General features: G+C 61.1%; 17 protein-coding genes. 1 reads left to right on the top strand and 16 read right to left on the bottom strand.

The window, feature by feature from the left end:
• Nucleotides 1-83 precede the first annotated feature (83 nt).
• Nucleotides 84-530: an azurin gene (gene azu, locus AB5I78_RS03220; protein ID WP_119737895.1), complete on the bottom strand. Its 447-nt coding sequence runs from the start codon at nt 528-530 to the stop codon at nt 84-86.
• Nucleotides 531-860: 330 nt separating this feature from the next.
• Here azu and AB5I78_RS03215 point away from each other — a divergent pair, with 330 nt between their 5' ends.
• Nucleotides 861-1043, top strand: a complete 183-nt coding sequence (locus tag AB5I78_RS03215) for a hypothetical protein (RefSeq protein ID WP_106577640.1) — start codon at nt 861-863, stop codon at nt 1041-1043.
• A 46-nt stretch (nt 1044-1089) separates the two neighbouring features.
• Here the strand turns inward: AB5I78_RS03215 and AB5I78_RS03210 are convergent, their stop codons facing one another.
• The 15 genes from AB5I78_RS03210 to rnr all read right to left on the bottom strand — a co-directional run bounded on the left by AB5I78_RS03210 (nt 1090) and on the right by rnr (nt 21183).
• Entirely contained in the window at nt 1090-1980 is an 891-nt protein-coding gene (locus AB5I78_RS03210) for a transglutaminase N-terminal domain-containing protein (RefSeq protein ID WP_369301559.1), read from the bottom strand.
• Nucleotides 1980-4466 carry a circularly permuted type 2 ATP-grasp protein gene (locus tag AB5I78_RS03205; protein ID WP_262208773.1) on the bottom strand — a complete coding sequence of 829 codons (2487 nt, stop codon included), beginning with the start codon at nt 4464-4466 and terminating at the stop codon, nt 1980-1982. The genes AB5I78_RS03210 and AB5I78_RS03205 overlap by 1 nt, the downstream gene beginning before the upstream one ends.
• A gap of 148 nt (nt 4467-4614) precedes the next feature.
• On the bottom strand, nt 4615-7905 hold the full coding sequence (locus AB5I78_RS03200) for a DUF2126 domain-containing protein (RefSeq protein ID WP_369301560.1): 3291 nt from the start codon (nt 7903-7905) through the stop codon (nt 4615-4617).
• A gap of 188 nt (nt 7906-8093) precedes the next feature.
• Nucleotides 8094-8531, bottom strand: a complete 438-nt coding sequence (locus AB5I78_RS03195; protein ID WP_369301561.1) for a hypothetical protein — start codon at nt 8529-8531, stop codon at nt 8094-8096.
• Complete coding sequence (locus tag AB5I78_RS03190; RefSeq protein ID WP_119737905.1) at nt 8531-9457, bottom strand: NAD synthetase; 927 nt, start codon at nt 9455-9457, stop codon at nt 8531-8533. Before AB5I78_RS03190 ends, AB5I78_RS03195 begins: the two co-directional genes overlap by 1 nt.
• A 371-nt stretch (nt 9458-9828) precedes the next feature.
• On the bottom strand, nt 9829-10272 hold the full coding sequence (locus tag AB5I78_RS03185; RefSeq protein ID WP_369301562.1) for a hypothetical protein: 444 nt from the start codon (nt 10270-10272) through the stop codon (nt 9829-9831).
• The gene (locus AB5I78_RS03180; protein ID WP_369301563.1) at nt 10272-11189 is read right to left on the bottom strand and encodes an NAD synthetase; all 918 of its coding nucleotides are present in this window, start codon (nt 11187-11189) and stop codon (nt 10272-10274) included. The genes AB5I78_RS03185 and AB5I78_RS03180 overlap by 1 nt, the downstream gene beginning before the upstream one ends.
• A gap of 222 nt (nt 11190-11411) precedes the next feature.
• Complete coding sequence (locus tag AB5I78_RS03175; RefSeq protein WP_197625740.1) at nt 11412-13715, bottom strand: YgiQ family radical SAM protein; 2304 nt, start codon at nt 13713-13715, stop codon at nt 11412-11414.
• 191 nt (nt 13716-13906) lie between these two features.
• Nucleotides 13907-15304, bottom strand: coding sequence for a replicative DNA helicase (gene dnaB, locus AB5I78_RS03170; RefSeq protein ID WP_017526410.1), 1398 nt, complete (start codon nt 15302-15304; stop codon nt 13907-13909).
• A 109-nt stretch (nt 15305-15413) separates the two neighbouring features.
• The gene (gene rplI, locus AB5I78_RS03165; protein ID WP_003171376.1) at nt 15414-15860 is read right to left on the bottom strand and encodes a 50S ribosomal protein L9; all 447 of its coding nucleotides are present in this window, start codon (nt 15858-15860) and stop codon (nt 15414-15416) included.
• Nucleotides 15861-15878: 18 nt separating this feature from the next.
• A complete protein-coding gene (locus AB5I78_RS03160) occupies nt 15879-16772 on the bottom strand; it encodes a hypothetical protein (RefSeq protein ID WP_145160173.1) in 894 nt (297 codons plus the stop codon).
• A 36-nt stretch (nt 16773-16808) separates the two neighbouring features.
• Nucleotides 16809-17039, bottom strand: a complete 231-nt coding sequence (gene rpsR, locus AB5I78_RS03155) for a 30S ribosomal protein S18 (protein ID WP_002551829.1) — start codon at nt 17037-17039, stop codon at nt 16809-16811.
• A 28-nt stretch (nt 17040-17067) separates the two neighbouring features.
• Entirely contained in the window at nt 17068-17490 is a 423-nt protein-coding gene (rpsF, locus tag AB5I78_RS03150) for a 30S ribosomal protein S6 (protein WP_003217491.1), read from the bottom strand.
• A gap of 307 nt (nt 17491-17797) precedes the next feature.
• A complete protein-coding gene (gene rlmB / locus AB5I78_RS03145; protein WP_010213600.1) occupies nt 17798-18553 on the bottom strand; it encodes a 23S rRNA (guanosine(2251)-2'-O)-methyltransferase RlmB in 756 nt (251 codons plus the stop codon).
• Nucleotides 18550-21183 carry a ribonuclease R gene (gene rnr / locus AB5I78_RS03140; protein WP_119737911.1) on the bottom strand — a complete coding sequence of 878 codons (2634 nt, stop codon included), beginning with the start codon at nt 21181-21183 and terminating at the stop codon, nt 18550-18552. Before rnr ends, rlmB begins: the two co-directional genes overlap by 4 nt.
• Nucleotides 21184-21304 lie beyond the last annotated feature (121 nt).

Below are 21304 nucleotides of genomic sequence, written 5' to 3'. Positions count from 1 at the left end.
GCGGGGCAAGCCCGCTCGCCACAAGGTATTCAACGCCCACAAAAAAGCGCCCCGCAAGGCGCTTTTTTTCGACCAGGGTCGGCTTACTTGACGGTCACAGTGCCTTTCATCATCGAGATGTGGCCTGGGAACGAGCAGAAGAACGCGTAATCCGTACCAGCGGCCAGTTTCGACACATCGAAGGTCACGGCATCTTTCTCGCCAGCACCAATGATCTTGGTGTGGGCGATGATGCGCGTGTCGCCGTCTTTGAGGTAATTCTTTTCGATGCCGGCAGCCATACCGTCGCTGGCGATGCCAGGCATGTCGGCGGCGGAGCTCAGCACCCAGTTATGGCCCATGACGTTCTTCGGCAAGCTGCCGGAGTGTTCCAGGTTTACGGTGAACGTCTTGCAGCTCTTGTCGATGGTGATTTCTTTGGTGTTGAAGGACATCTGGTCGGTGGAATCAACAGTGACCGCGCACTCTGCAGCAAGCAACTGGCCGCTCGCCAGTGTCAGCAGGGAAACAGCAACGATTTTGGCAAACATGTGAATCTCCATGGCAGGGTTTAAAAAACGCGTATTGCGACAAGGGTGCCTCAAGCAGGCCTGAATTCTTATGATCTGAATCAACAGATTGTATACAACTTTAGGCTATCAGACTGATCAACACAATCTACCAGCCAAAGTTCGAACACCTGCCTATGATCGGCTCATCCCCCTGGAGCCCGCGCCATGCATCTGAATCAACTGTTCAACGGCCTGCTGGCCGCGTATGCCTGCGGTAAGTGAAGGCCAACCGCGCCGCTAAGCTGCTACCATAGCGACCCAAGGCAGCTGCGCGCCGCCACCCTCACCTTCGACCCTAGAGGATCGCCCATGGCCAAACCTAATTACTCCTTCGCCAAACGTCAGAGAGACTTGGCCAAGGAGCAGAAGAAAGAGGAAAAGCTGCAACGCAAGAAAGCCGCTGCAGATGAAGAAGCAAGTGCACTGAACCCGGATGCCGAAGGTGAAGTGGCAACCGACGAAACCGAGACACCGAAAGACCCGGCTGAATAAATTCTGTTGAGGTGAGCAGGCCTTCCCTGCTCGCCTCAATCCACTGCTATTGCAGCGGCATCACCGTCACCCGCACCTCCGGGTCATGGTTCCCTCCTCCCAGAATCACCCCCCGCAACGGCGACACATCCGAGAAATCCCGGCCCCAGGCCAAGGTGATGTGCTCCAGTGCCGGCTGAACATTGTTGGTCGGATCAAAATCTACCCAGCCCGACACCGGGCAATACACCGAAACCCACGCGTGCGATGCATCGGCGCCGATCAGCCGTGGCTGGCCGGGCGGTGGCTGCGTCAGCAGATAGCCACTGATATACCGCGCCGCCAGGCCACGCGAGCGCAGGCAGGCGAGCATCAGGTGCGCGAAGTCCTGGCACACCCCGCGTCGGCGTTCCAGCACTTCCACCAGCGGCGTGGCGACCTGGGTGGCTTCGGCATCGAAGGTGAACTCGCTGAAAATCTTCTCCATCAACGCCCGCACGCCGAGCAGCAACGGCTCGCCGGGCGGAAAACAGCTTTCGGAAAACTCGACAAAGGTTTTTTTCAGGTGCACGTAGGGCGATTCGAAGCGATAGCGGCAGGCTTCGATCAGTTCGGCTGACAGCGGCTGGCTGCTGTAAGTCAGGCTGTCGCGGGTTTGATCCCAGGCCGGCGACTGCTGAAAATCCAGCGCAGGCCGCGCCAGCACTTCGACGGTCAGCCCTGCATTCACCAGCAACTCATCATGGGGCCGTTCGAACGCCAGCCGAGTGATCGGGTTGCCGAACACGTCCAGCTCATCGCGACGCGCCGTCGGCTCCGGGCTGATTTCCAGTTGCTGCGAACTGCAACGCTGCCACGCACACGGCCGTGGCCACAAGTGCGCCAGCTGCTGCGCCAGCGACACCGGGCTGTCGTAGTGATAGTGGGTATCGTGAAAAATCTGGTAGCGCGCACTCATCACACCGACACCGTCTGCTGGCTGACATCATCCACATGGGCAAAATGGCGCAACGCCAGGCGATCCGACACTTGCCCACTCTCATCGGCCACCGCTTGCAGCAGGTCAGCCAGGCCGCCCAACGCGGCACGCACGCTGGACTCGCCGAACAGCGGGTTCTCCAGGCAACCGAGGTCGAAACGTGCCAGGCGCTCCACCAGCGGCGCCAGCCCGGTTTCCCGAGGCACACCGAAGTCATCGTTGAGACGACGTAACGTGCGGCTGACCAGTTTCAGCTGGAACAGCACCGCATGCGGGTTCTGCTCATCCAGCAACAACAGGTCAAGTACCGGGATCAACTGCGGCACCGCCAGGTAGCGCGAGCGATAGGTGATGCTGCTGTTACCCAACTCCAGCAGCCACTCAAGCCCGGCCTGATCAAACACCGCCACGCCACGCAGGAACGCTGCCAGGCTGCTGCTCAGAAACTGCAGACGCTCGATGCGCCGGCCCATCATCAAGAAGCGCCAGCCTTCATCACGGGTCATGTCATCCAGGGCAAAGCCGGACAGCGCCGCCAGGGACATCACCAGGCGGTTGAGGAAATCCAGCAGTTCGCCGAAGTCCGGGGTCTCGCTTTCCAGCTCCAGGGCTTCGCGCTGCAGCTCGACCAAGGCCTGCCAGTTTTCCCGCGACAGCTTGCCGCGCACCTGGGACGCCGCCCACTGCAGACGCTGCAGGTTGGCGCGCAGGCTCGATGGCCAGTCATCGCCAAGCAAGGCGGCAAGCAGCCGCTCGGGCAATTCCCCTTCTTCGGGCAGCAGGCGCAAGGTCTCGCCCAGCTCGACCGCCGCCTGCAAGGCCAGCGGGTCGTCACCGTCCACATACCGCGCCAGCACAATCCGCAGCCAGCGCGCACTGTCATCACAGCGTTCGCAGTAACGGCCAAACCAAAACAGGTTTTCCACCACGCGTGACGGCAGGTAGGGGTCGCGGCGCACCAGATCGTGGGCGCCAATTGGCCGCTGCGCGCGCCACTGTTCGCCACCCGCCGTACGCTCGCCCAGCACCCACGTGTCTTTGCTCGCGCCGCCGCGTTGCATCGATACCACATCGGCGTCGGCCTCGGCCGCCACACGGGTCAGGCCACCGGGCAGCACGCGGTAGCCCTCGTCGCTGGCCACCGCGTACACGCGCATGCCGATGGCGCGGTGTTGCAAATGGTCATCCACGGTATGCCACACCGGCGCCTGGGACAGTTGCGCCAACTCCTGGGCGACATACGCATAAGGCCGCGCACGCATGCGTTCGGCCAGCGCCTGGCGTTGTTCGTCGCTCAAGTCGCGGCCAAATACCGGGGCGAAACTTTGCGATGGAAACGCCGGTTTGATCAGCAGCTCGGGCAGTTTCTCCAGGGCCTCGGCGAGCACCGGCGCCTCACCGCACCACCAGGTGGCGATCGACGGCAGGATCAATTCTTCACCAAACAGGAACTGGTTGATCTTCGGCAAAAAGCCGAGCAAGCCCGGCGACTCCAGCACGCCACTGCCCAGGGCATTGGCCACCAACACATTGCCTTGGCGCACGGCATCCAGCAGGCCGGGCACGCCCAGCGCAGAGTCGGTGCGCAGTTCCAGCGGGTCGCAGAAGTCGTCGTCCAGGCGACGCATGATCGCGTGCACCCGGCGCAGGCCGCTGAGGGTTTTCAGGAACACGGTGCTGTCGCGCACGGTGAGGTCGCCGCCTTCCACCAACGGGTAGCCGAGCTGTCGCGCCAGGTACAGGTGTTCGAAATAGCTCTCGTTGAAACGCCCCGGCGTCAGCAACACGATCAGCGGCGACTGGTCGTCGCAGGAAGCCTGGCGGGCCAGGGTTTCCTGCAGCGTGCGGAAGAAACCGGTGAGGTGCTGAACCTGCAGGTCGCGGTACAAATCCGGAAAGGCGCGGGACACGATGGTGCGGTTTTCCAGCGCATAACCCGCGCCCGAAGGCGCCTGGGTACGGTCGGCGGTGACCCACCAGCGACCATCCGGGGTGCGCGCCAGGTCCACGGCGTACAGGTGCAGAAACGTACCGTCCGGCGGCTGGATGCCCTGGCACGGCCAGAGGAAGTTGTTATGCCCGAACACCAGCTCAGCCGGCAGCAGGCCTTCTTTGATCAGAAGCTGCGGGCCATACAGGTCGGCCAACACGGCATTGAGCAGGCGCGCACGCTGGGCGATACCGGCCGACAGGTGCCGCCACTCATCGGCGGCCAGCACATGCGGGAGTAAATCCAGCTCCCACGGGCGATCGGCGCCCTTGGGGTCAGCGTAGACGTTGTAGGTCACGCCGTTTTCCTGGATCTGCCGGGTCAGCAGCGCCTGGCGCTGGGCCAATTGCGCGGGCGCGCTGCGTTGCAGGTGATCAAGCAAGCGCTGCCAATGGGCACGCACCGCGCCGCTGTCGTCCAGCAGTTCGTGGTAAGTGCCCGCAGTCAGCGGGTAACGGTCGAGCAAGTCGGACATGGAACGCTCGGCAGGGGCAAGGGAAGTCAAAGTCACCACAGTCTAATGTGGGAGCGGGCTTGCTCGCGAATACGGCGGGTCAATCAACTCATATATCGGCTGATTCACCGCTTTCGCGAGCAAGCCCGCTCCCACATTTGAACAGCATTCAGTCATTTTTATTGGGGAAACGCCGCAAATCCAAAGTCATCGGTAGTTCATCATTGATAACCAAAGGAGGCACGGGCAACTTGCCTGGGCTATGCCCCAAGCGGAAAAACCGCGCCATGCGCCGGCTCTCTGCCTCATTGGCGTTCACCGGCAAGCTGTCGTAATTGCGCCCTCCCGGGTGGGCGACGTGGTACTGGCAGCCGCCCAGCGAACGTTGCATCCAGGTGTCGAGCAGGTCGAACACCAGCGGCGCGTGCACCGCGATGGTCGGCTGCAGGCAGTTGGCCGGTTGCCAGGCGCGGTAGCGCACGCCGGCGACAAACTCACCCACACGCCCGGTGGGCTGCAGGGGCACCGGAATGCCATTGCACGTCAGCAAATAGCGTTGTGGTGGCAGCCCGCTCAGCTTCACCTGCAAGCGCTCAAGCGACGAATCCACATAACGCACCGTGCCGCCCACCGCGCCCTCCTCGCCCAGTACGTGCCAAGGCTCCAGAGCCTGGCGCAGCTCCAGTTCGATGCCGCTGACGGCGTAGTCGCCAACCTTGGGGAAACGGAATTCCAGGTGCGCAGCAAACCATTCGGCGCGCAGCGGGTAACCGACGGCGTTCAGTTCGACGATCACGTCGGCGAAATCCTGCTCGATGAAGTGCGGCAACAGGAAGCGGTCATGCAGCTCGGTGCCCCAGCGCGCCAGTTTCGGCGGCGCGTACGGCTCACGCCAGAAGCGCGCGACCAAGGCGCGCAGCAGCAATTGCTGGGTCAGGCTCATGCGCGCATGCGGTGGCATTTCAAACGCGCGCAGTTCCAGCAAACCCAGGCGGCCGGTGGCGCCGTCCGGTGAGTAGAGCTTGTCGATGCAGAATTCGGCGCGGTGGGTGTTGCCCGTCACGTCGATCAGCAGGTTGCGCAGCAGGCGGTCGACCAACCACGGTGGGCATTCTTCGCCGGGCTCGGGCATCTGCGCGAAGGCGATTTCCAGCTCGTACAGCGCGTCGTTACGTGCCTCATCCACCCGGGGTGCCTGGGAGGTCGGGCCGATAAACAGCCCGGAAAACAGGTACGACAGCGACGGGTGGTTGTGCCAGTAGCTGATCAAACTGCGCAGCAAGTCCGGGCGGCGCAGGAACGGCGAATCCTTGGGCGTCGCGCCGCCGAGCACAAAGTGGTTCCCACCGCCGGTGCCGGTGTGGCGGCCGTCGATCATGAATTTTTCGGTGGTGAGGCGGGTTTGCCGCGCCTCTTCGTAGAGAAATTCGGTGCGCTCGACCAACTCGTCCCACGTGGCGGACGGCTGCACGTTGACCTCGATCACACCTGGGTCCGGCGTGACCCGGAAGTTGCTCAAGCGCGTGTCGAACGGCGGCTCGTAGCCTTCCAGCAACACCGGGCAGTGCAGTTCTTCGGCGGTGGCTTCAATGGCGGCCACCAGTTCAAGATAGTCCTCGACGCGCTCCAGCGGCGGCATGAACAGGTAGAGGCGCCCTTCCCGCGCTTCGGCGCACAAGGCGGTGCGGGTCAGCCAGTCGGCGGATTCGTCGACTTTCGGCACGCGCTCATCGCTCGTCGCGGGTTCACCGTGGCTTTGCAACTGCGCGGTGGTCGGCAGCGCCGGCTGATCCTGGTTCGGGTCGGTCGGATGCACGAACGGGTATTCCGCGGCGGTCACCCAAGGCTGCGAGGCCAACGGCAGGCGATAACCCAGCGGCGAATCGCCCGGCACCAGGCGGCAGTGGTTGTCGCGCAGGTACCAGCGCCCACTCTGCCAGCGGTCATTGGCGGCCGTGCGCGCCAGCGGCAGCACTTGGCCGATGACCTTATCAAGGCCCTGGCTGAAGACTTTGCGCAGGCGTTCACGCTCCAGGTCGTCGCTCAGACGCGGGTCCTGGGCGGTGACGTTTTGTGGCAACGCACCTTCGCGCCACAGGTAGTAGAAGTTGTCTTCGAAGGCTGGAAACACAAAGCGCGCGGGCAACTTCAGGCGCTCGGCGACGCAGGCCAGGAAGCGCCCGGCCATCACGCCGTCGGCGCCGTAATCTTCCTGTTCATCGGCGATCAGCGCGCTGTTGTGCCAGATCGGCACACCGTCGCGGCGCCAGTAACAATTGAGCGACCAGCGCGGCAGTTGCTCGCCGGGGTACCACTTGCCCTGGCCGAAGTGCACCAGCCCCGTGGGCGCGTAGTGTTTGCGCATGCGCTGGAACAACTCGGCAGACAGGCGACGCTTGTCCGGCCCCAGCGCAGCGGTGTTCCACTCGGCGCCATCGGGGTCGTCGATCGAGACGAAGGTCGGCTCGCCGCCCATGGTCAGGCGTACATCGTCCTTGAGCAGGTCGCCGTCGATCTGCCGGCCCAGTGCCTGGATCGCCAGCCACTGCTCTTCGGTGTAGGGCTTGGTAACCCGAGGCGCTTCCCAGATGCGTTCAACCGACATCTCGTGGGTAAATTCGCACTCGCAAGGCTCCACCAGCCCACTGATCGGCGCGGCGGACGATGGATCGGGACTACAGGCCAACGGGATATGACCTTCACCGGCGAACAGCCCGGAGGTCGCATCCAGGCCGATCCAGCCAGCGCCGGGCAAATACACTTCGCACCAGGCGTGCAGGTCGGTGAAGTCGACGTCGGTGCCGGACGGGCCGTCGAGGGCTTTGACGTCGGCGGTCAGTTGGATCAGGTAGCCCGACACAAAACGCGCCGCCAGGCCCAAATTGCGCAGCAACTGCACCAACAGCCAGGCCGAATCGCGGCAGGAGCCTGAAGCGTTTTCCAGGGTGAACTCCGGGGTTTGCACACCCGGTTCCATGCGGATCAGGTAGCCGATATCAGCCGCCAGGCGTTGGTTGAGGCCGACCAGAAAGTCCACGGCCGGCAAGGGCGTGCGGTCGATGCCGGCCAGGTAGGCGGCAAACTTTGGCGTCAGCGGCAGGGTTTCCAGGTACGGCGCCAGCTCGCGCTGCTCATCGGCAGCGTAGCTGAAAGGGATCTTTTCGGCGTAGGGCTCAAGGAAAAAGTCGAACGGATTGAATACCGCCATCTCGGCGACCAGGTCGACTTCGATGCGCAGCTGGTCAGTCTTTTCCGGGAACACCAGGCGCGCCAGGTAATTGCCCTGCGGGTCCTGCTGCCAGTTGATGAAGTGCTGCTCGGGCAGCACTTTGAGTGCGTAGGACAAAATCCGCGTGCGGCTATGGGCAGCCGGGCGTAAACGCACGATCTGTGGGCCGAGTTCGACAGCGCGGTCGTAGCGGTAATGCGTAACGTGGTGCAACGCGACATGAATCGACACGGCGGCCTCCTGCGAGCCAGGGCATGGACACAACGCGCGCAAGACTTATGCCAGAGCGGCAGTCATTGCGCTTTATCGTAAGACCCGCTGCAGTACAGCACCAAAACGGCGCCGTCGTCAGTGCATTGGTGCATGTGCTGCACATATTTGTGGCGTGTGTGCGCGGTTGGGGTGGTGAATCTACCCAGTCAAGCAGCCTTGGACGCGTTGCGCAGGCGCCGTACCTCAACCAATTTCCTGACCATCGACCGATAGCCCTTGCTGTTGATCAGCAACAAACCGAGCAATGGCCAGAACAGGCTTTCGCTGTAGATAAACCAGTGAGGGTGAAACTGCAGCGTCGGAAGCACCACCAGCAAGCACACCACAAAAAAGCCGACCATGCCCCGCACCGCCCAAGCGTGCCCGCGCACGACCAGGAAGTTGCTGTTGACCACAAACAAGGCCGCGAAGATCACCACGAACCACGACACGGTGGCATTGGTGGCCATGGGCACGTCGGCAAAATAGGTGGCGGCCGCCAGGGAAATTGCGCCGGAACCGCCAAGGCAACCGGCGAGAATCACGCCGATGAACGAGGGAAAATGTTCTAGCAAAAAGGGTTTCAATGACGGGACGCCATTCATTATTCAAGCTCCTCGTACAACCCTATCGCCAAGGTTTTGAGCTGTTTGGGGTTGTCCGAGCGCACCAGCCCCCAAACGCTCAGCCCTGCACTGAAAGCGTCGCCGAGCTGGACGATGGTGGCGTGCTTGAGCTGAGTGTGGGTAAAGCGCTTGGGCAAATCGCCGCGCAATTGCAGCAGCTTGCGCATCTTGGTCGACATCTGTGGGTCGGCGATTTTCAGCAGCTCTTTTGTCAGCTTTTCCCGCTCCTGACCGTTCAGGCCTTTGAGCACTTGGCGCAGGGTTTTGCCGGTGGATGCACGGGCCACATTGACCAATTTGACCGTGGTCAGCGCAGACGCGCCCACGCCCACCAAGGCGGCGCCATCCATGATCTTGGTAGCGGTCTGGTACCACTCCTCGTTATCCAGATAATCATTCATGCCAGGGTTGACGATCTCATTGCGGGTGCGAAAGGCCCCCATCAAACAGGACGCCGTACTGGCGGTTGCGCTGGTGTAGCCAATGACGGTGATGACCGAGCTGGCGCCACCGCTGAACGGCACCGCGATGGTGCCACTTAACATCACCAGCCAACCCAGCACCGCGCCGCCGCAGGACAAGGTGGTGTTGAAGGCTTCGCTGATCAACCGCGACTCGCGCGCGTTATTCATCACTTGGTCAGCAAACTGCGCTGGCGCGACGTATTTCTGCGCCTCACGCACAATGATGCGCTTGGGCTGAATGCTGCAGATGGGCTTGAACTCACGCAGGGTGACAACATTGAAGTCGGCGTCGATATACACCACGCCAGCACCAACGATGTTGGGGTCGGCGTCGATGGCGGCAAATATCCGCGGCAGGTTGAGTTCGCTTTCGATGCGCTGGCGCGCCATGAATTGGGAGCGGTTGGAGTCCATGCCGATACCGGCCAGGGGGTTGCCCATGGGGGTGATCTTCCTTGAAATGGGTGATGACTGAATTGACGCCTTCGCGAGCAAGCCCGCTCCCACATTTTTCCGAGTTCCAGCATGAGAATGCGGTCGAATGTGGGAGCGGGCTTGCTCGCGAAGGCGATTCAATGCGCGCCACCTTAACAAACAGACTACCCACCGACTAGAAAGCAAAACGCCAGCACGAGGCTGGCATTTTGCATATTCAGGCTGCGATCAACGCGGCACGACCGGGTTGCTGCCGTCGCGGCCACGTGGCGGCGGGCCGGCGTCGAGTCCCAAACGGCGCCGTCGTCAGTCCAATGGTGCACGCGCTGCACATAATTGATGGCGAGCGTGCGAGGCTGGGTGGCGCACCTACCCAGTCAGCGGGCCTTGTGCTTTGCGCTCATGGCTTCGCGCTGGTGGCGGATTTCCAGGAGCTGACGGCGCATTTCCCGATGACGCTTACTGTTGAGCAACAGCAGTCCCAGCATTGGAAACAGCAACCCAATGGCATAGGCAGCCATATGGGGCCGATAGCCATAGGTTGGTAATACGATCAAAAAGCACACCACGTAGAAGGCGACGATGGCCCAAACGCCCCAGGTTCTGCCCCTGATCATGACAAAGTGGCTGACTGCCAAGAGCAGCCCCAGGACAACCGCCGCTACAAAGGAGTAACGCGCTCGCTCTGGTTCACCGCGAAAAAAGGTACTGGATGCCAATGAAATGGCAGCGGACAGGGAAAAACAGGCAAGGAAAAATGCACAAATAAACGCAGGGAAATACTCAGCCAAAAAAGCTTTTAACGAGACTTGGCGCACCATCACTCAAGCTCCTCGTACAACCCCACTGCAATGGTTCGAATGTTGCCGGACAAGGCACTCCCGGTGAAACCAATGGCGGCACCGAGGGAATCCCTGATCTGCGTAACGGTAGCGTGATTGATCTCGGTCGCCGAATAGCGCTTCACCAATTCACCGGAGCGCTGGCGCAACTTCAGCAGCTTATTGCTCAGGCTTGGGTCTTTCAGGCTTAGCAACTCTTTGGTGAGTGCCTTACGTTGCTGGCGGGTCAAACCCTTGGACAACTCGTACCAGCTTCTACCGGTCGTTGCTTTTCGAGCCTGCAGCAGTCGAACAGTCGTCAGGGTAGAGGCGCCGGCGCCCAACAGCGAGGCCGCGTCCAAGACCGGCATTGCATAGCGATACCATTCCTCGTTGTCCATATCGTCGTTGGCGGTCGGGTCGTTGAGTTCGTTGAACGTTCTCATGCCTCCCACCACGCACTGCGCGGTACTGGCCGCCGCCGCAGTGGCGCCCAGGCCCGCCACCACCAGGCTCGCGCCACCTGTGAGCGGTACCGCGACAGTGCCGCTGAACACCACAATCCAACCCAGAATTGCGCCGGCACAAGACAACGTCGTATTGACGGCCTCCCCCACGAGCCGAGACTCACGCGGATTGTTGGTCACCTGATCGGCAAACTGCGCGGGGGCGATGTACTTCTGCGCCTCACGCAAAATGATGCGCTTGGGCTTGATGCCGCAGATGGGCTTGAATTCGCGCAGTGTGACGACATTGAAGTCGGCGTCGATGTACACGACGCCCGCGCCGACAATGCCGGGGTCTGCATCGATGGCCGCAAACAGCCGTGGCAGGTTGATCTGGCTTTCGATGCGCTGGCGAGCCATGAACTGGGAGCGGCTGGAGTCCATGCCGATGTTGAGCAAGGGGTTGCTCATGGGGTGATCTTCCTTGATATAGGTGGTGACTGAACTGGCGCTTTCGCGGGCAAGCCCGGCTCCCACATTTGACCGCATTCCAAATGGAGAGCGCGTTCAAATGTGGGAGCAGGCTTGCTCGCGAAGGCGATTCAATGCGCGCCACCTTAACAAACAGACTACCCACCGACTAGAAAGCAAAACGCCAGCACGAGGCTGGCGTTTTGCATATTCAGGCTGCGATCAACGCGGCACGACCGGCTTGCGCGCAGGCTTGCCGCCCTTGCCCTTGGCCGCGTCGGCGCGTTCCTTGGCCGCCTGCTTGTTGCGCGCCATGGCCGCAGCCTTGGCTTGTTCGCGCTTGTCCCACGGGTTGCTGCCGTCGCTGCCACGCGGTGGCAAACCGGTGTGCTGGGTGAGGATCCTGGTGGTGGTTTCCTTGGCGACCTTGTGGCTGCCGGCCGGCGTCGAGTTCTTGCGACGCGCGCTCTGGTAGCTGTCGGTGGCCGGCTGGTGCAGTGGAATCAACTGGTCCTTGCCCGGCCCGATCAGGTCGGCACGGCCCATGCGGGTCAATGCTTCACGCAGCATCGGCCAGCCTTTCGGGTCATGGTAGCGCAAGAAGGCCTTGTGCAGACGGCGCTGCTCCTCGCTCTTGACGATGGTCACCGCGTCGCTCTTGTAGGTGACCTTGCGTAGCGGGTTCTTGCCCGAGTGGTACATCGCGGTGGCGGTGGCCATTGGCGACGGGTAGAACGCCTGCACCTGGTCGGCGCGGAAGCCGTTGCCCTTGAGCCACAGCGCCAGGTTCATCATGTCTTCATCGGTGGTGCCCGGGTGGGCGGCGATGAAGTAAGGAATCAGGTACTGCTCCTTGCCCGCTTCCTTGGTGTACTTCTCGAACATGCGCTTGAACTTGTCATAGCTGCCAATGCCCGGTTTCATCATCTGGTTGAGCGGACCTTCCTCAGTGTGTTCCGGGGCGATCTTCAGGTAACCACCGACGTGGTGGGTCACCAGCTCTTTGACGTATTCCGGCGACTCGACGGCGAGGTCGTAGCGCAGGCCGGAAGCAATCAGAATCTTCTTCACACCCGGCAACGCACGGGCGCTGCGGTACAGCTGGATCAACGACGAGTGGTCGGTGTTCAGGTTCGGGCAGATGCCTGGGAACACGCACGACGGCTTGCGGCACGCGGATTCGATTTCCGGGCTCTTGCAGGCGATGCGGTACATGTTCGCGGTCGGGCCGCCGAGGTCGGAAATCACCCCGGTGAAGCCTGGCACTTTGTCGCGGATCTCTTCGATCTCGCGAATGATCGACTCTTCGGAACGGTTCTGGATGATGCGGCCTTCGTGCTCGGTGATCGAGCAGAAGGTGCAGCCGCCGAAGCAGCCACGCATGATGTTCACCGAGAAGCGGATCATGTCGTAGGCCGGGATCTTTTCCTTGCCGTACACAGGGTGCGGAACACGTGCGTAAGGCATGCCAAACACGTAGTCCATTTCTTCGGTGGTCATCGGAATGGGCGGCGGGTTGAACCACACGTCCACTTCACCGTGCTTCTGCACCAGGGCGCGGGCGTTGCCTGGGTTGGTTTCCAGATGCAACACGCGGTTGGCGTGCGCATAGAGCACCGCGTCGCCGCGGACTTTTTCCACCGATGGCAGGCGGATGACGGTCTTGTCGCGGGTCATCTTCGGGCTGGCCAGGATCTGCACGACCTTGGCTTCTTCCGGGTCATCCACCGGGCCTTTCTCTTGCTCGATGGCGCAGGCCTGGGTGTCCTGGGTGTTCACGTACGGGTTGATGATCTTGTCGATCTTGCCCGGACGGTCGATACGCGTGGAGTCCACTTCGTACCAGCCCGCCGGCGTGTCACGGCGAATGAACGCAGTGCCGCGCACGTCGGTGATGTCTTCGATCTTGTGGCCCCACGACAGCCGCTGGGCGACTTCAACGATGGCCCGCTCGGCGTTGCCGTACAGCAGGATATCGGCAGTGGCGTCGATCAGGATCGAGTTGCGCACACGGTCCTGCCAGTAGTCGTAGTGGGCGATGCGGCGCAGGGAAGCCTCGATGCCGCCGAGCACGATCGGCACGTTCTTGTAGGCTTCCTTACAGCGCTGGCTGTACACCAGGCTTGCGCGGTCCGGGCGTTTGCCGGCCATGCCGCCTGGGGTGTAGGCGTCGTCGGAACGGATTTTCTTGTCGGCGGTGTAGCGGTTGATCATCGAGTCCATGTTGCCGGCCGCGACGCCGAAGAACAGGTTCGGCTCGCCGAGCTTCATGAAGTCGTCTTTGGACTGCCAGTTCGGCTGGGCGATGATCCCGACGCGAAAGCCCTGGGACTCCAGCAGCCGGCCGATGATGGCCATGCCGAACGACGGGTGATCCACGTACGCATCACCGGTGACGATGATGATGTCGCAGGAATCCCAGCCAAGCTGATCCATCTCCTCCCTGCTCATCGGCAGGAATGGCGCAGGACCGAAACATTCGGCCCAGTACTTGGGATAGTCAAATAACGGCTTGGCTGTTTGCATGACGGTGACCGGTGTTGAGATGAAAAATCGCGGGCGCGGAATATAGCACAAAATTTGACCAATTCCGACGGTAATGGTCGGAATTGTGGTGACGCTACCGCGGGCAAGCCCGCTCCCCCTTTTGAAGGTGTTCACCGTTCAAGTGTGAGAGCGGGCTTGCCCGCGATGAGGCCTCTACAGGCGCTGGAGAATTATTCGTCGTCGTCGAAGTTGTAACTGCCCGGCGCGAGGTTCTCGAAGCGCGTGTACTTACCGATGAATGCCAGGCGGATAAAGCCGATCGGCCCGTTCCGCTGCTTGCCGATGATGATCTCGGCAATGCCTTTGTGCTCGGTCTCGGGGTGGTACACCTCGTCCCGATACACAAACATGATCACGTCAGCATCCTGCTCGATCGCTCCGGATTCGCGCAAGTCGGAGTTCACCGGGCGCTTGTTGGGACGTTGTTCCAAGGAACGGTTGAGCTGCGACAGCGCCACCACCGGGCAGTTGAATTCCTTGGCCAGGGCTTTGAGGGACCGGGAGATTTCGGAAATCTCGTTGGTCCGGTTGTCGCCACTGGAACCCGGAATCTGCATCAACTGCAGGTAGTCGATCATGATCAGGGCGATGTCACCGTGTTCACGCACCAGGCGGCGAGTACGCGCACGCATCTCCGAGGGGCTGATGCCGGCAGTGTCATCGATGAACAGCTTGCGGTCATTGAGCAGGTTGACCGCCGAGGTCAGGCGCGGCCAATCATCGTCTTCCAGGCGACCGGCACGGACTTTGGTCTGGTCGATCCGCCCGAGCGAGGAAAGCATACGCATGATCAGCGATTCGCCTGGCATCTCGAGGGAGTACACCAGCACGGTCTTGTCGCTGCGCAACACGGCGTTTTCCACCAGGTTCATCGCAAAGGTGGTTTTACCCATGGATGGACGGCCGGCGACGATGATCAAGTCGGACGGCTGCAGGCCGCTGGTCTTCTCGTCGAGGTCGGTGTAACCGGTGGAAATACCGGTGATGGCGTTGTCGGTGTTGAACAGCGTGTCGATCCGGTCGATGGCCTTGGTCAGCAGGTCGTTGACGCTGACCGGGCCGCCGGTTTTAGGCCGCGCCTCGGCGATCTGGAAGATCTGGCGTTCGGCTTCGTCGAGGATCTCGGCGGCGGTGCGGCCTTCGGGGTTGAAGGCGCTGTCGGCGATTTCAGTGCTGATGCCGATCAACTGGCGCAGGGTGGCGCGCTCGCGAACGATCTGGGCATACGCCTTGATGTTGGCGACGGACGGCGTGTTTTTCGCCAGTTCGCCCAGGTAACCCAGGCCGCCGACTTGGGAGGTCTGGCCTTCCTTGTCCAACTGCTCGGCCAGGGTCACCACGTCGATCGGTGAGTTCTGGTCGGCCAGCTTGGCGATGGCGCGGAAGATCAGCCGGTGGTCATGGCGATAGAAATCACCGTCCGAGACTTGATCCAGCACGCGTTCCCAGGCGTTGTTGTCCAGCATCAAGCCACCGAGCACGGCCTGTTCGGCCTCGATGGAATGCGGCGGCACCTTCAGGGCAGCGGTTTGCAGATCGTATTGCTCAGGAGCTGAAATATCGTTCATGGCCACTTGGAATTAGGGGATTGTAGAAAAACAAAAGGCACGACCTGTAAACAGGATCGTGCCCGATGTTAACCGCCTGGCACACGGGGTGCCAGTCAGTTAGCTTGCTTTAAGCTGCTACCACGACAACGCGTACGGTGGCTTCAACTTCGGCGTGCAGGTGCACGGCTACGTCGAATTCGCCTACGTTGCGGATGGTGCCGTTCGGCAGACGAACTTCGCTCTTCTGCACTTCAACGCCGGAGGCGGTCAGTGCATCAGCGATGTCGTGGGTGCCGATCGAACCGAACAGCTTGCCTTCGTCACCGGCGGTGGCAGTGATAGTCACTTCCAGCTCAGCCAGTTGGGCAGCGCGAGTTTCGGCCGAAGCTTTTTTGTCTGCTGCTGCTTTTTCCAGCTCAGCACGACGCTCTTCAAACGCAGCCAGGTTGGCAGCGGTTGCAGCGGTGGCTTTGCCGTATGGCAGCAGGTAGTTACGACCGTAGCCGGCCTTAACGTTCACTTTGTCGCCCAGGTTGCCCAGGTTGGCGACTTTTTCCAGAAGGATCAGTTGCATGTGAAAATCCTCTAACTTTTAACCTTCACCGTTCGCGTTATCAGCGTCTTTCGACGCCAGACGACCGCGAAAATCAATCAGGCCGTCGACAATGGCCAAAACCACGAGTAACGGATAGATCAGCTGCATGAACAGCAACAGCGTCACGTACAACCCCACCAGCCAAAACTTGGCCAGGCGCTTTCGCGCAACCAGCCCATGAATCAGGGCCAGTCCGGCAAACACCAGCGGTACGCTGCAAATCGGCGCCAGCAAGGCCATCTGTGGACCGAAGTTCGGTCCGACAACCATGCACGCCAGCAGCAACATCGCCGGCCCCGCGGGAATTCTGATACTGCGAAACTCGCGACCAAAACCACCCGGGTTGTACAACAACGCCTGCCAATAACGCCCAAGAATCAGGCTCAGCACGCTGACGACCTGCAACAATGCCGCAATCAGGCCGGTCAAGACCGGAGCAATCAGTGACACAAACCGCGCTCGCTCATCTACCGACAAATGCTGGTAGAGATCCCCGAGGGCCAACGGCAGGATCTTGACGATTTCCTGCGACAGCGCCTCGATTTGCGGGCGGAAAGCCGCGCCAAGCATCACTGAGTACACCAACCCCAATGCCACGCTGACCAGCAGCGTGCGGACCCAGGACTCACTTGCGCGTAAAACCAACGCAAGGCTCGATGACCCCAGCAGTACCAGAAGTACCCGTGGATCACCCATTTGCAGCCACCAGATCAAGGCCGGCAACAAACCCAGGGCAAGAACGCCAAGGGCGTCCTTCAAACCGCGCCGCAGCAGCACAAGGCAACCTGCGGCAGCACCCAACCAATAAAGCAACGGCAATGCCGCACATCCAGCCACTACCAGAGTGGCCTGCACGCGACCGCGCATGATGAACTCAGCTAAGGCGCGCATGCATTCAATCCCTTACTACTTGTCGACTGCCCGGTCTCAGCGGCCGTGGCTGTCGGTGTAGGCCAGCAGGGCCAGGAAGCGGGCGCGCTTGATAGCGGTGGCCAGCTGACGCTGATAACGTGCTTTGGTACCGGTGATGCGGCTTGGAACGATTTTGCCGGTCTCGGATACGTAAGCTTTCAGAGTGTTGAGATCTTTGTAATCGATCTCTTTCACGTCTTCAGCGGTGAAGCGGCAGAATTTACGACGACGGAAGAAACGTGCCATTTGATAGGCTCCTTAAAAGGTCCGTGGATTACTCGTCAGCGTTATCGCTGTTGTCGCTGTCATCACTATCAGCGCTTTCGGCGCCTTCGTGCTCAGGACGGTCGCGACGCTCACGGCGCTCACTGCGGTTTTCTTCAGCCTTGAGCATCTCGGATTGGCCGGTAACGGCTTCTTCGCGACGGATGACCAGGTTACGGATCACTGCATCGTTGTAGCGGAAGTTGTCTTCCAGCTCGGCCAGGGCCTTGCCAGTGCACTCAACGTTCAGCATCACGTAGTGAGCCTTGTGAACATTGTTGATTGCGTAGGCCAGTTGACGACGGCCCCAATCTTCCAGACGGTGGATTTTGCCGCCGTCTTCTTCGATCAGCTTGGTGTAACGCTCAACCATGCCGCCGACTTGCTCGCTTTGATCCGGGTGGACCAAAAAGATGATTTCGTAATGACGCATGAATGCTCCTTACGGGTTGTAGCCTGCCGCTCAAAAACGGTCAGACAAGGAGTGAATGACACTTATGGATCTTGCCGCAGGGAGGCACATAAATGCCTGCCAGGAAGGCAAGGGGCGCAATTGTAGAGAAGGGGGAGAAACGGCGCAAGGTGATTGGTGATTATTTGAACAATCTCCAATACACCAAAACAAAAGTGGGAGCTGGCTTGCCTGCGATGACAATGGCACAGTCAACCTCTCTGCTGACTGACACACCGCCATCGCGGGCAAGCCCGGCTCCCACAGGGTCTTGCGTCGCTCTTAAGCCTTATTTCTTGGCTTTGGCCTTCGCGCCGCGCTGGCGCTGGGCTTCGAACAGGCAGACGCCCGTTGCGACTGAAACGTTGAGGCTGCTGACGCTACCGGCCATCGGCAAGTGCACCAGGTAGTCGCAATGCTCACGGGTCAGGCGACGCATGCCTTTGCCTTCGGCACCCATGATCAGGATGGTCGGGCCGGTGAGGTCCTGGTCGTAAATGCTGACCTCAGCCTCGCCTGCCGTGCCCACGACCCACAGGCCACGCTGCTGGAGTTTCTCCAGGGTGCGCGCCAGGTTGGTCACGGCCACCAGCGGAATCACTTCCGCCGCGCCGCAGGCCACTTTACGCACAACTGGCGTCAGGGTGGCCGACTTGTCTTTAGGCACGATCACTGCCAGCGCGCCGGCAGCATCCGCCGAACGCAGGCAGGCGCCGAGGTTGTGCGGGTCGGTCACGCCGTCCAGTACCAGCAGCAGCGGCGCACCTTCGGTACGGTCGAGCAGCTCGTCGAGCATCGCCTCGCCCCAAACCTGGCTCGGACTGACATCCGCCACCACACCCTGGTGAACGCCTTCTACCCACACGTCCATTTCACGACGCTCGGCCTGGCCGATGGCAACTTTATTCTGGGTCGCCAGCTCGACCAGCGCTTGCACGCGCGGCTCGCTGCGACCTTCGGCCAACCACACCTGTTTGACGCGCTTAGGGTGATGACGCAGCAGTGCTTCTACGGCGTGCACGCCGTAGATTTTTTCCAGACTCATGACTTGGCCTTAGGTTTGCGCGACCCGCCGCTTTTCGCGGGGGCCGAACCCGCTTTTGGCGGGCCTTTACGATGTTTGCTCGGCTTGCTCGACGGTTTTTCCGCCTCGCGGGACTTTCCCCCAGACGCCGCTTTACCACCGCTTTTGGCTTCGTTGAGCAACTGCTGCTTCAACTCGCGGCTCTTGCGCAGCTCGGCGTTTTTCGCAGCAGCATCGCTTGGGCGGTAGGCTTCGGGGGCCTTGTCCTTGGCAGACGAACGACGCGCAGGTTTGGCTGACGCAGGCTCGGCGACCGCGGCTTTCGCAGGAGCACCTTTGCCTTTGCTTGCCGGCGCAGTTGTCTCGGCGCCACGTTTTTTACGGCCAGTCGGCTCGGCTGGTTTATCTGGCATGCCGAAGTCGATCTTGCGCTCGTCGAGGTCGACGCGCATGACCTGCACTTCCACCGTGTCGCCCAAACGGAAGCTGCGACCGGTGCGCTCGCCCGCCAGGCGGTGATGCACAGGGTCGAAGTGGTAGTAGTCGCCCGGCAACGCGGTAACGTGCACCAGACCTTCGACGTAGATGTCGGTCAGCTCGACGAACAGGCCAAAGCCGGTCACGGCGGTGATCACACCCGGGAACGATTCGCCAACGCGATCCTTCATGAACTCGCACTTGAGCCAGTTCACTACGTCGCGGGTGGCTTCGTCGGCACGGCGTTCGCTCATGGAGCACTGCTCGCCCAACTGCTCCAGGGCCGCTTCGTCGTACGGATAGATCCGCGCCTTCGGAATGGTCATGGCACCAGCGCGCTTGACGTGCGGGGTGTTCTGCTTGGAATGGATCACGCTGCGGATCGCGCGGTGCGTGAGCAGGTCCGGGTAACGGCGAATCGGCGAGGTGAAGTGGGTGTACGCCTCGTAATTCAGGCCGAAGTGGCCCTGGTTATCCGCGCTGTACACCGCCTGGCTCAGAGAGCGCAGCATCACGGTCTGGATCACGTGGTAATCCGGACGGTCCTTGATGCTTGCCAGCAGTGCCTGGTAGTCCTTCGGCGTCGGGCCGTCCTTGCCTTTGTGCAGGGACAGGCCGAGCTCACCGAGGAACGCGCGCAGCTTCTCCAGACGCTCCGGCGGCGGGCCGTCGTGCACGCGGTACAGCGCAGGAATCTCGTGCTTTTTCAGGAATTCGGCAGTGGCCACGTTGGCGGCCAGCATGCATTCCTCGATCAGCTTGTGAGCATCGTTACGCGTGGTCGGCGTGATCGCCGCGATCTTGCGCTCGGAGCCAAAGACGATTCGGGTTTCCTGGGTTTCAAAGTCGATCGCGCCACGTACATGACGAGCGCCCAGCAATACCTTGTACAGCGAATACAGCTGCTTGAGGTGCGGCACGACATGGCCGTACTCACCGCGCAAGGCCTTGGCTTCGCTGGTTTTCGGCTGTTCCAGAATGGTGCTGACCTTGTTGTAGGTCAGGCGCGCCTGGGAGTGAATCACCGCCTCGTAGAACTGGTAGTCAGTCATTTCGCCGGTTTTCGAGATAGTCATCTCGCACACCATGGCCAAACGGTCGACTTTCGGGTTCAGCGAGCACAGGCCGTTGGACAGCTGCTCAGGCAGCATCGGGATCACGCGCTCAGGGAAGTACACGGAGTTGCCGCGCACCTGAGCTTCGTTATCCAGGGCCGAACCGATCTTCACGTAGCTGGACACGTCGGCAATCGCGACGAACAACTTCCAGCCACCGGAGAACAGGCGCAGCTTGCCAGGCTTGGCTTCGCAGTAAACCGCATCGTCGAAGTCGCGGGCATCTTCGCCGTCAATGGTGACGAACGGCAGATGGCGCAGGTCGATGCGTTTTTCTTTGTCTTTTTCTTCCACTTCCGGCTTGAGCTTGGCGGCTTCTTTGAGCACAGCCTCTGGCCAGACGTGAGGGATATCATAGGTGCGCAATGCAACGTCGATTTCCATGCCCGGCGCCATGTAGTTGCCGACCACTTCAACGATGTCGCCCTGCGGCTGGAAGCGCGCAGTTGGCCAGTGGGTGATTTTCACCTCGACGAACTGGCCGACCTTGGCAGCGCCATTGCGGCCCGGGGTGATCAGCACTTCCTGCTGGACCTTCGGGTTATCCGGCACGACAAAGCCGATGCCGCCTTCTTCGAAGTAACGGCCGACGATGGACTCGTGGGCACGCGACACCACTTCGACGATCACGCCTTCACGGCGACCACGACGGTCGAGGCCGGAAACGCGCGCCAGGGCACGGTCGCCGTCGAACACCAGGCGCATTTGCGCCGGGCTCATGAACAGGTCGTCACTGCCGTCGTCCGGAATCAGGAAGCCGAAGCCGTCACGGTGGCCGGCGATGCGGCCAAGGATCAGGTCGAGCTTGTCCACAGGCGCGTAAGTGCCTCGGCGGGTGTAGATCAGTTGGGCATCGCGCTCCATGGCACGCAAACGGCGGCGCAGGGCTTCGAGCTGGTCTTCGGTGGTCAGACCGAATTCTTCAACCAACTGCTCGCGGCTAGCAGGCGAACCACGATCGGCGAGATGCGCCAGGATCAGTTCGCGGCTAGGAATAGGGTTTTCATATTTTTCCGCTTCACGAGCGGCCTCGGGATCGAGGGACTGCCAATCGGCCATTAGAGAGTTTTCACCTTGTCTATATGCGGGTTAGTTTGGCATACGCGTATTGAAACGGGAAATTTCAGGCATCAACAAGCGTTTTATAGGCCTTTGTCGCCCTCGGAACGCACCTTGCACG

The sequence above is a fragment of the Pseudomonas sp. N2-3-1-14 genome (genome assembly GCF_041228395.1).
Classification (GTDB): Bacteria; Pseudomonadota; Gammaproteobacteria; order Pseudomonadales; family Pseudomonadaceae; genus Aquipseudomonas.
Note: the sequence above shows the minus strand (reverse complement) of the source record. Positions and strands in the feature narration are given on the sequence as shown.

Excerpts from the sequence above, each read along its gene's own strand:
- AB5I78_RS03180 (WP_369301563.1), bottom strand. The coding sequence starts at position 11,189 with ATGAGCAACCCCTTGCTCAACATCGGCATGGACTCCAGCCGCTCCCAG.
- rpsF (WP_003217491.1), bottom strand. The coding sequence starts at position 17,490 with ATGCGTCATTACGAAATCATCTTTTTGGTCCACCCGGATCAAAGCGAG.
- AB5I78_RS03160 (WP_145160173.1), bottom strand. The coding sequence starts at position 16,772 with ATGCGCGCCTTAGCTGAGTTCATCATGCGCGGTCGCGTGCAGGCCACT.
- AB5I78_RS03210 (WP_369301559.1), bottom strand. The coding sequence starts at position 1,980 with ATGAGTGCGCGCTACCAGATTTTTCACGATACCCACTATCACTACGAC.
- rpsR (WP_002551829.1), bottom strand. The coding sequence starts at position 17,039 with ATGGCACGTTTCTTCCGTCGTCGTAAATTCTGCCGCTTCACCGCTGAA.
- rlmB (WP_010213600.1), bottom strand. The coding sequence starts at position 18,553 with ATGAGTCTGGAAAAAATCTACGGCGTGCACGCCGTAGAAGCACTGCTG.
- AB5I78_RS03205 (WP_262208773.1), bottom strand. The coding sequence starts at position 4,466 with ATGTCCGACTTGCTCGACCGTTACCCGCTGACTGCGGGCACTTACCAC.
- rnr (WP_119737911.1), bottom strand. The coding sequence starts at position 21,183 with ATGGCCGATTGGCAGTCCCTCGATCCCGAGGCCGCTCGTGAAGCGGAA.
- dnaB (WP_017526410.1), bottom strand. The coding sequence starts at position 15,304 with ATGAACGATATTTCAGCTCCTGAGCAATACGATCTGCAAACCGCTGCC.
- AB5I78_RS03190 (WP_119737905.1), bottom strand. The coding sequence starts at position 9,457 with ATGGGCAACCCCCTGGCCGGTATCGGCATGGACTCCAACCGCTCCCAA.
- AB5I78_RS03195 (WP_369301561.1), bottom strand. The coding sequence starts at position 8,531 with ATGAATGGCGTCCCGTCATTGAAACCCTTTTTGCTAGAACATTTTCCC.
- azu (WP_119737895.1), bottom strand. The coding sequence starts at position 530 with ATGTTTGCCAAAATCGTTGCTGTTTCCCTGCTGACACTGGCGAGCGGC.
- AB5I78_RS03185 (WP_369301562.1), bottom strand. The coding sequence starts at position 10,272 with ATGGTGCGCCAAGTCTCGTTAAAAGCTTTTTTGGCTGAGTATTTCCCT.
- rplI (WP_003171376.1), bottom strand. The coding sequence starts at position 15,860 with ATGCAACTGATCCTTCTGGAAAAAGTCGCCAACCTGGGCAACCTGGGC.
- AB5I78_RS03175 (WP_197625740.1), bottom strand. The coding sequence starts at position 13,715 with ATGCAAACAGCCAAGCCGTTATTTGACTATCCCAAGTACTGGGCCGAA.
- AB5I78_RS03215 (WP_106577640.1), top strand. The coding sequence starts at position 861 with ATGGCCAAACCTAATTACTCCTTCGCCAAACGTCAGAGAGACTTGGCC.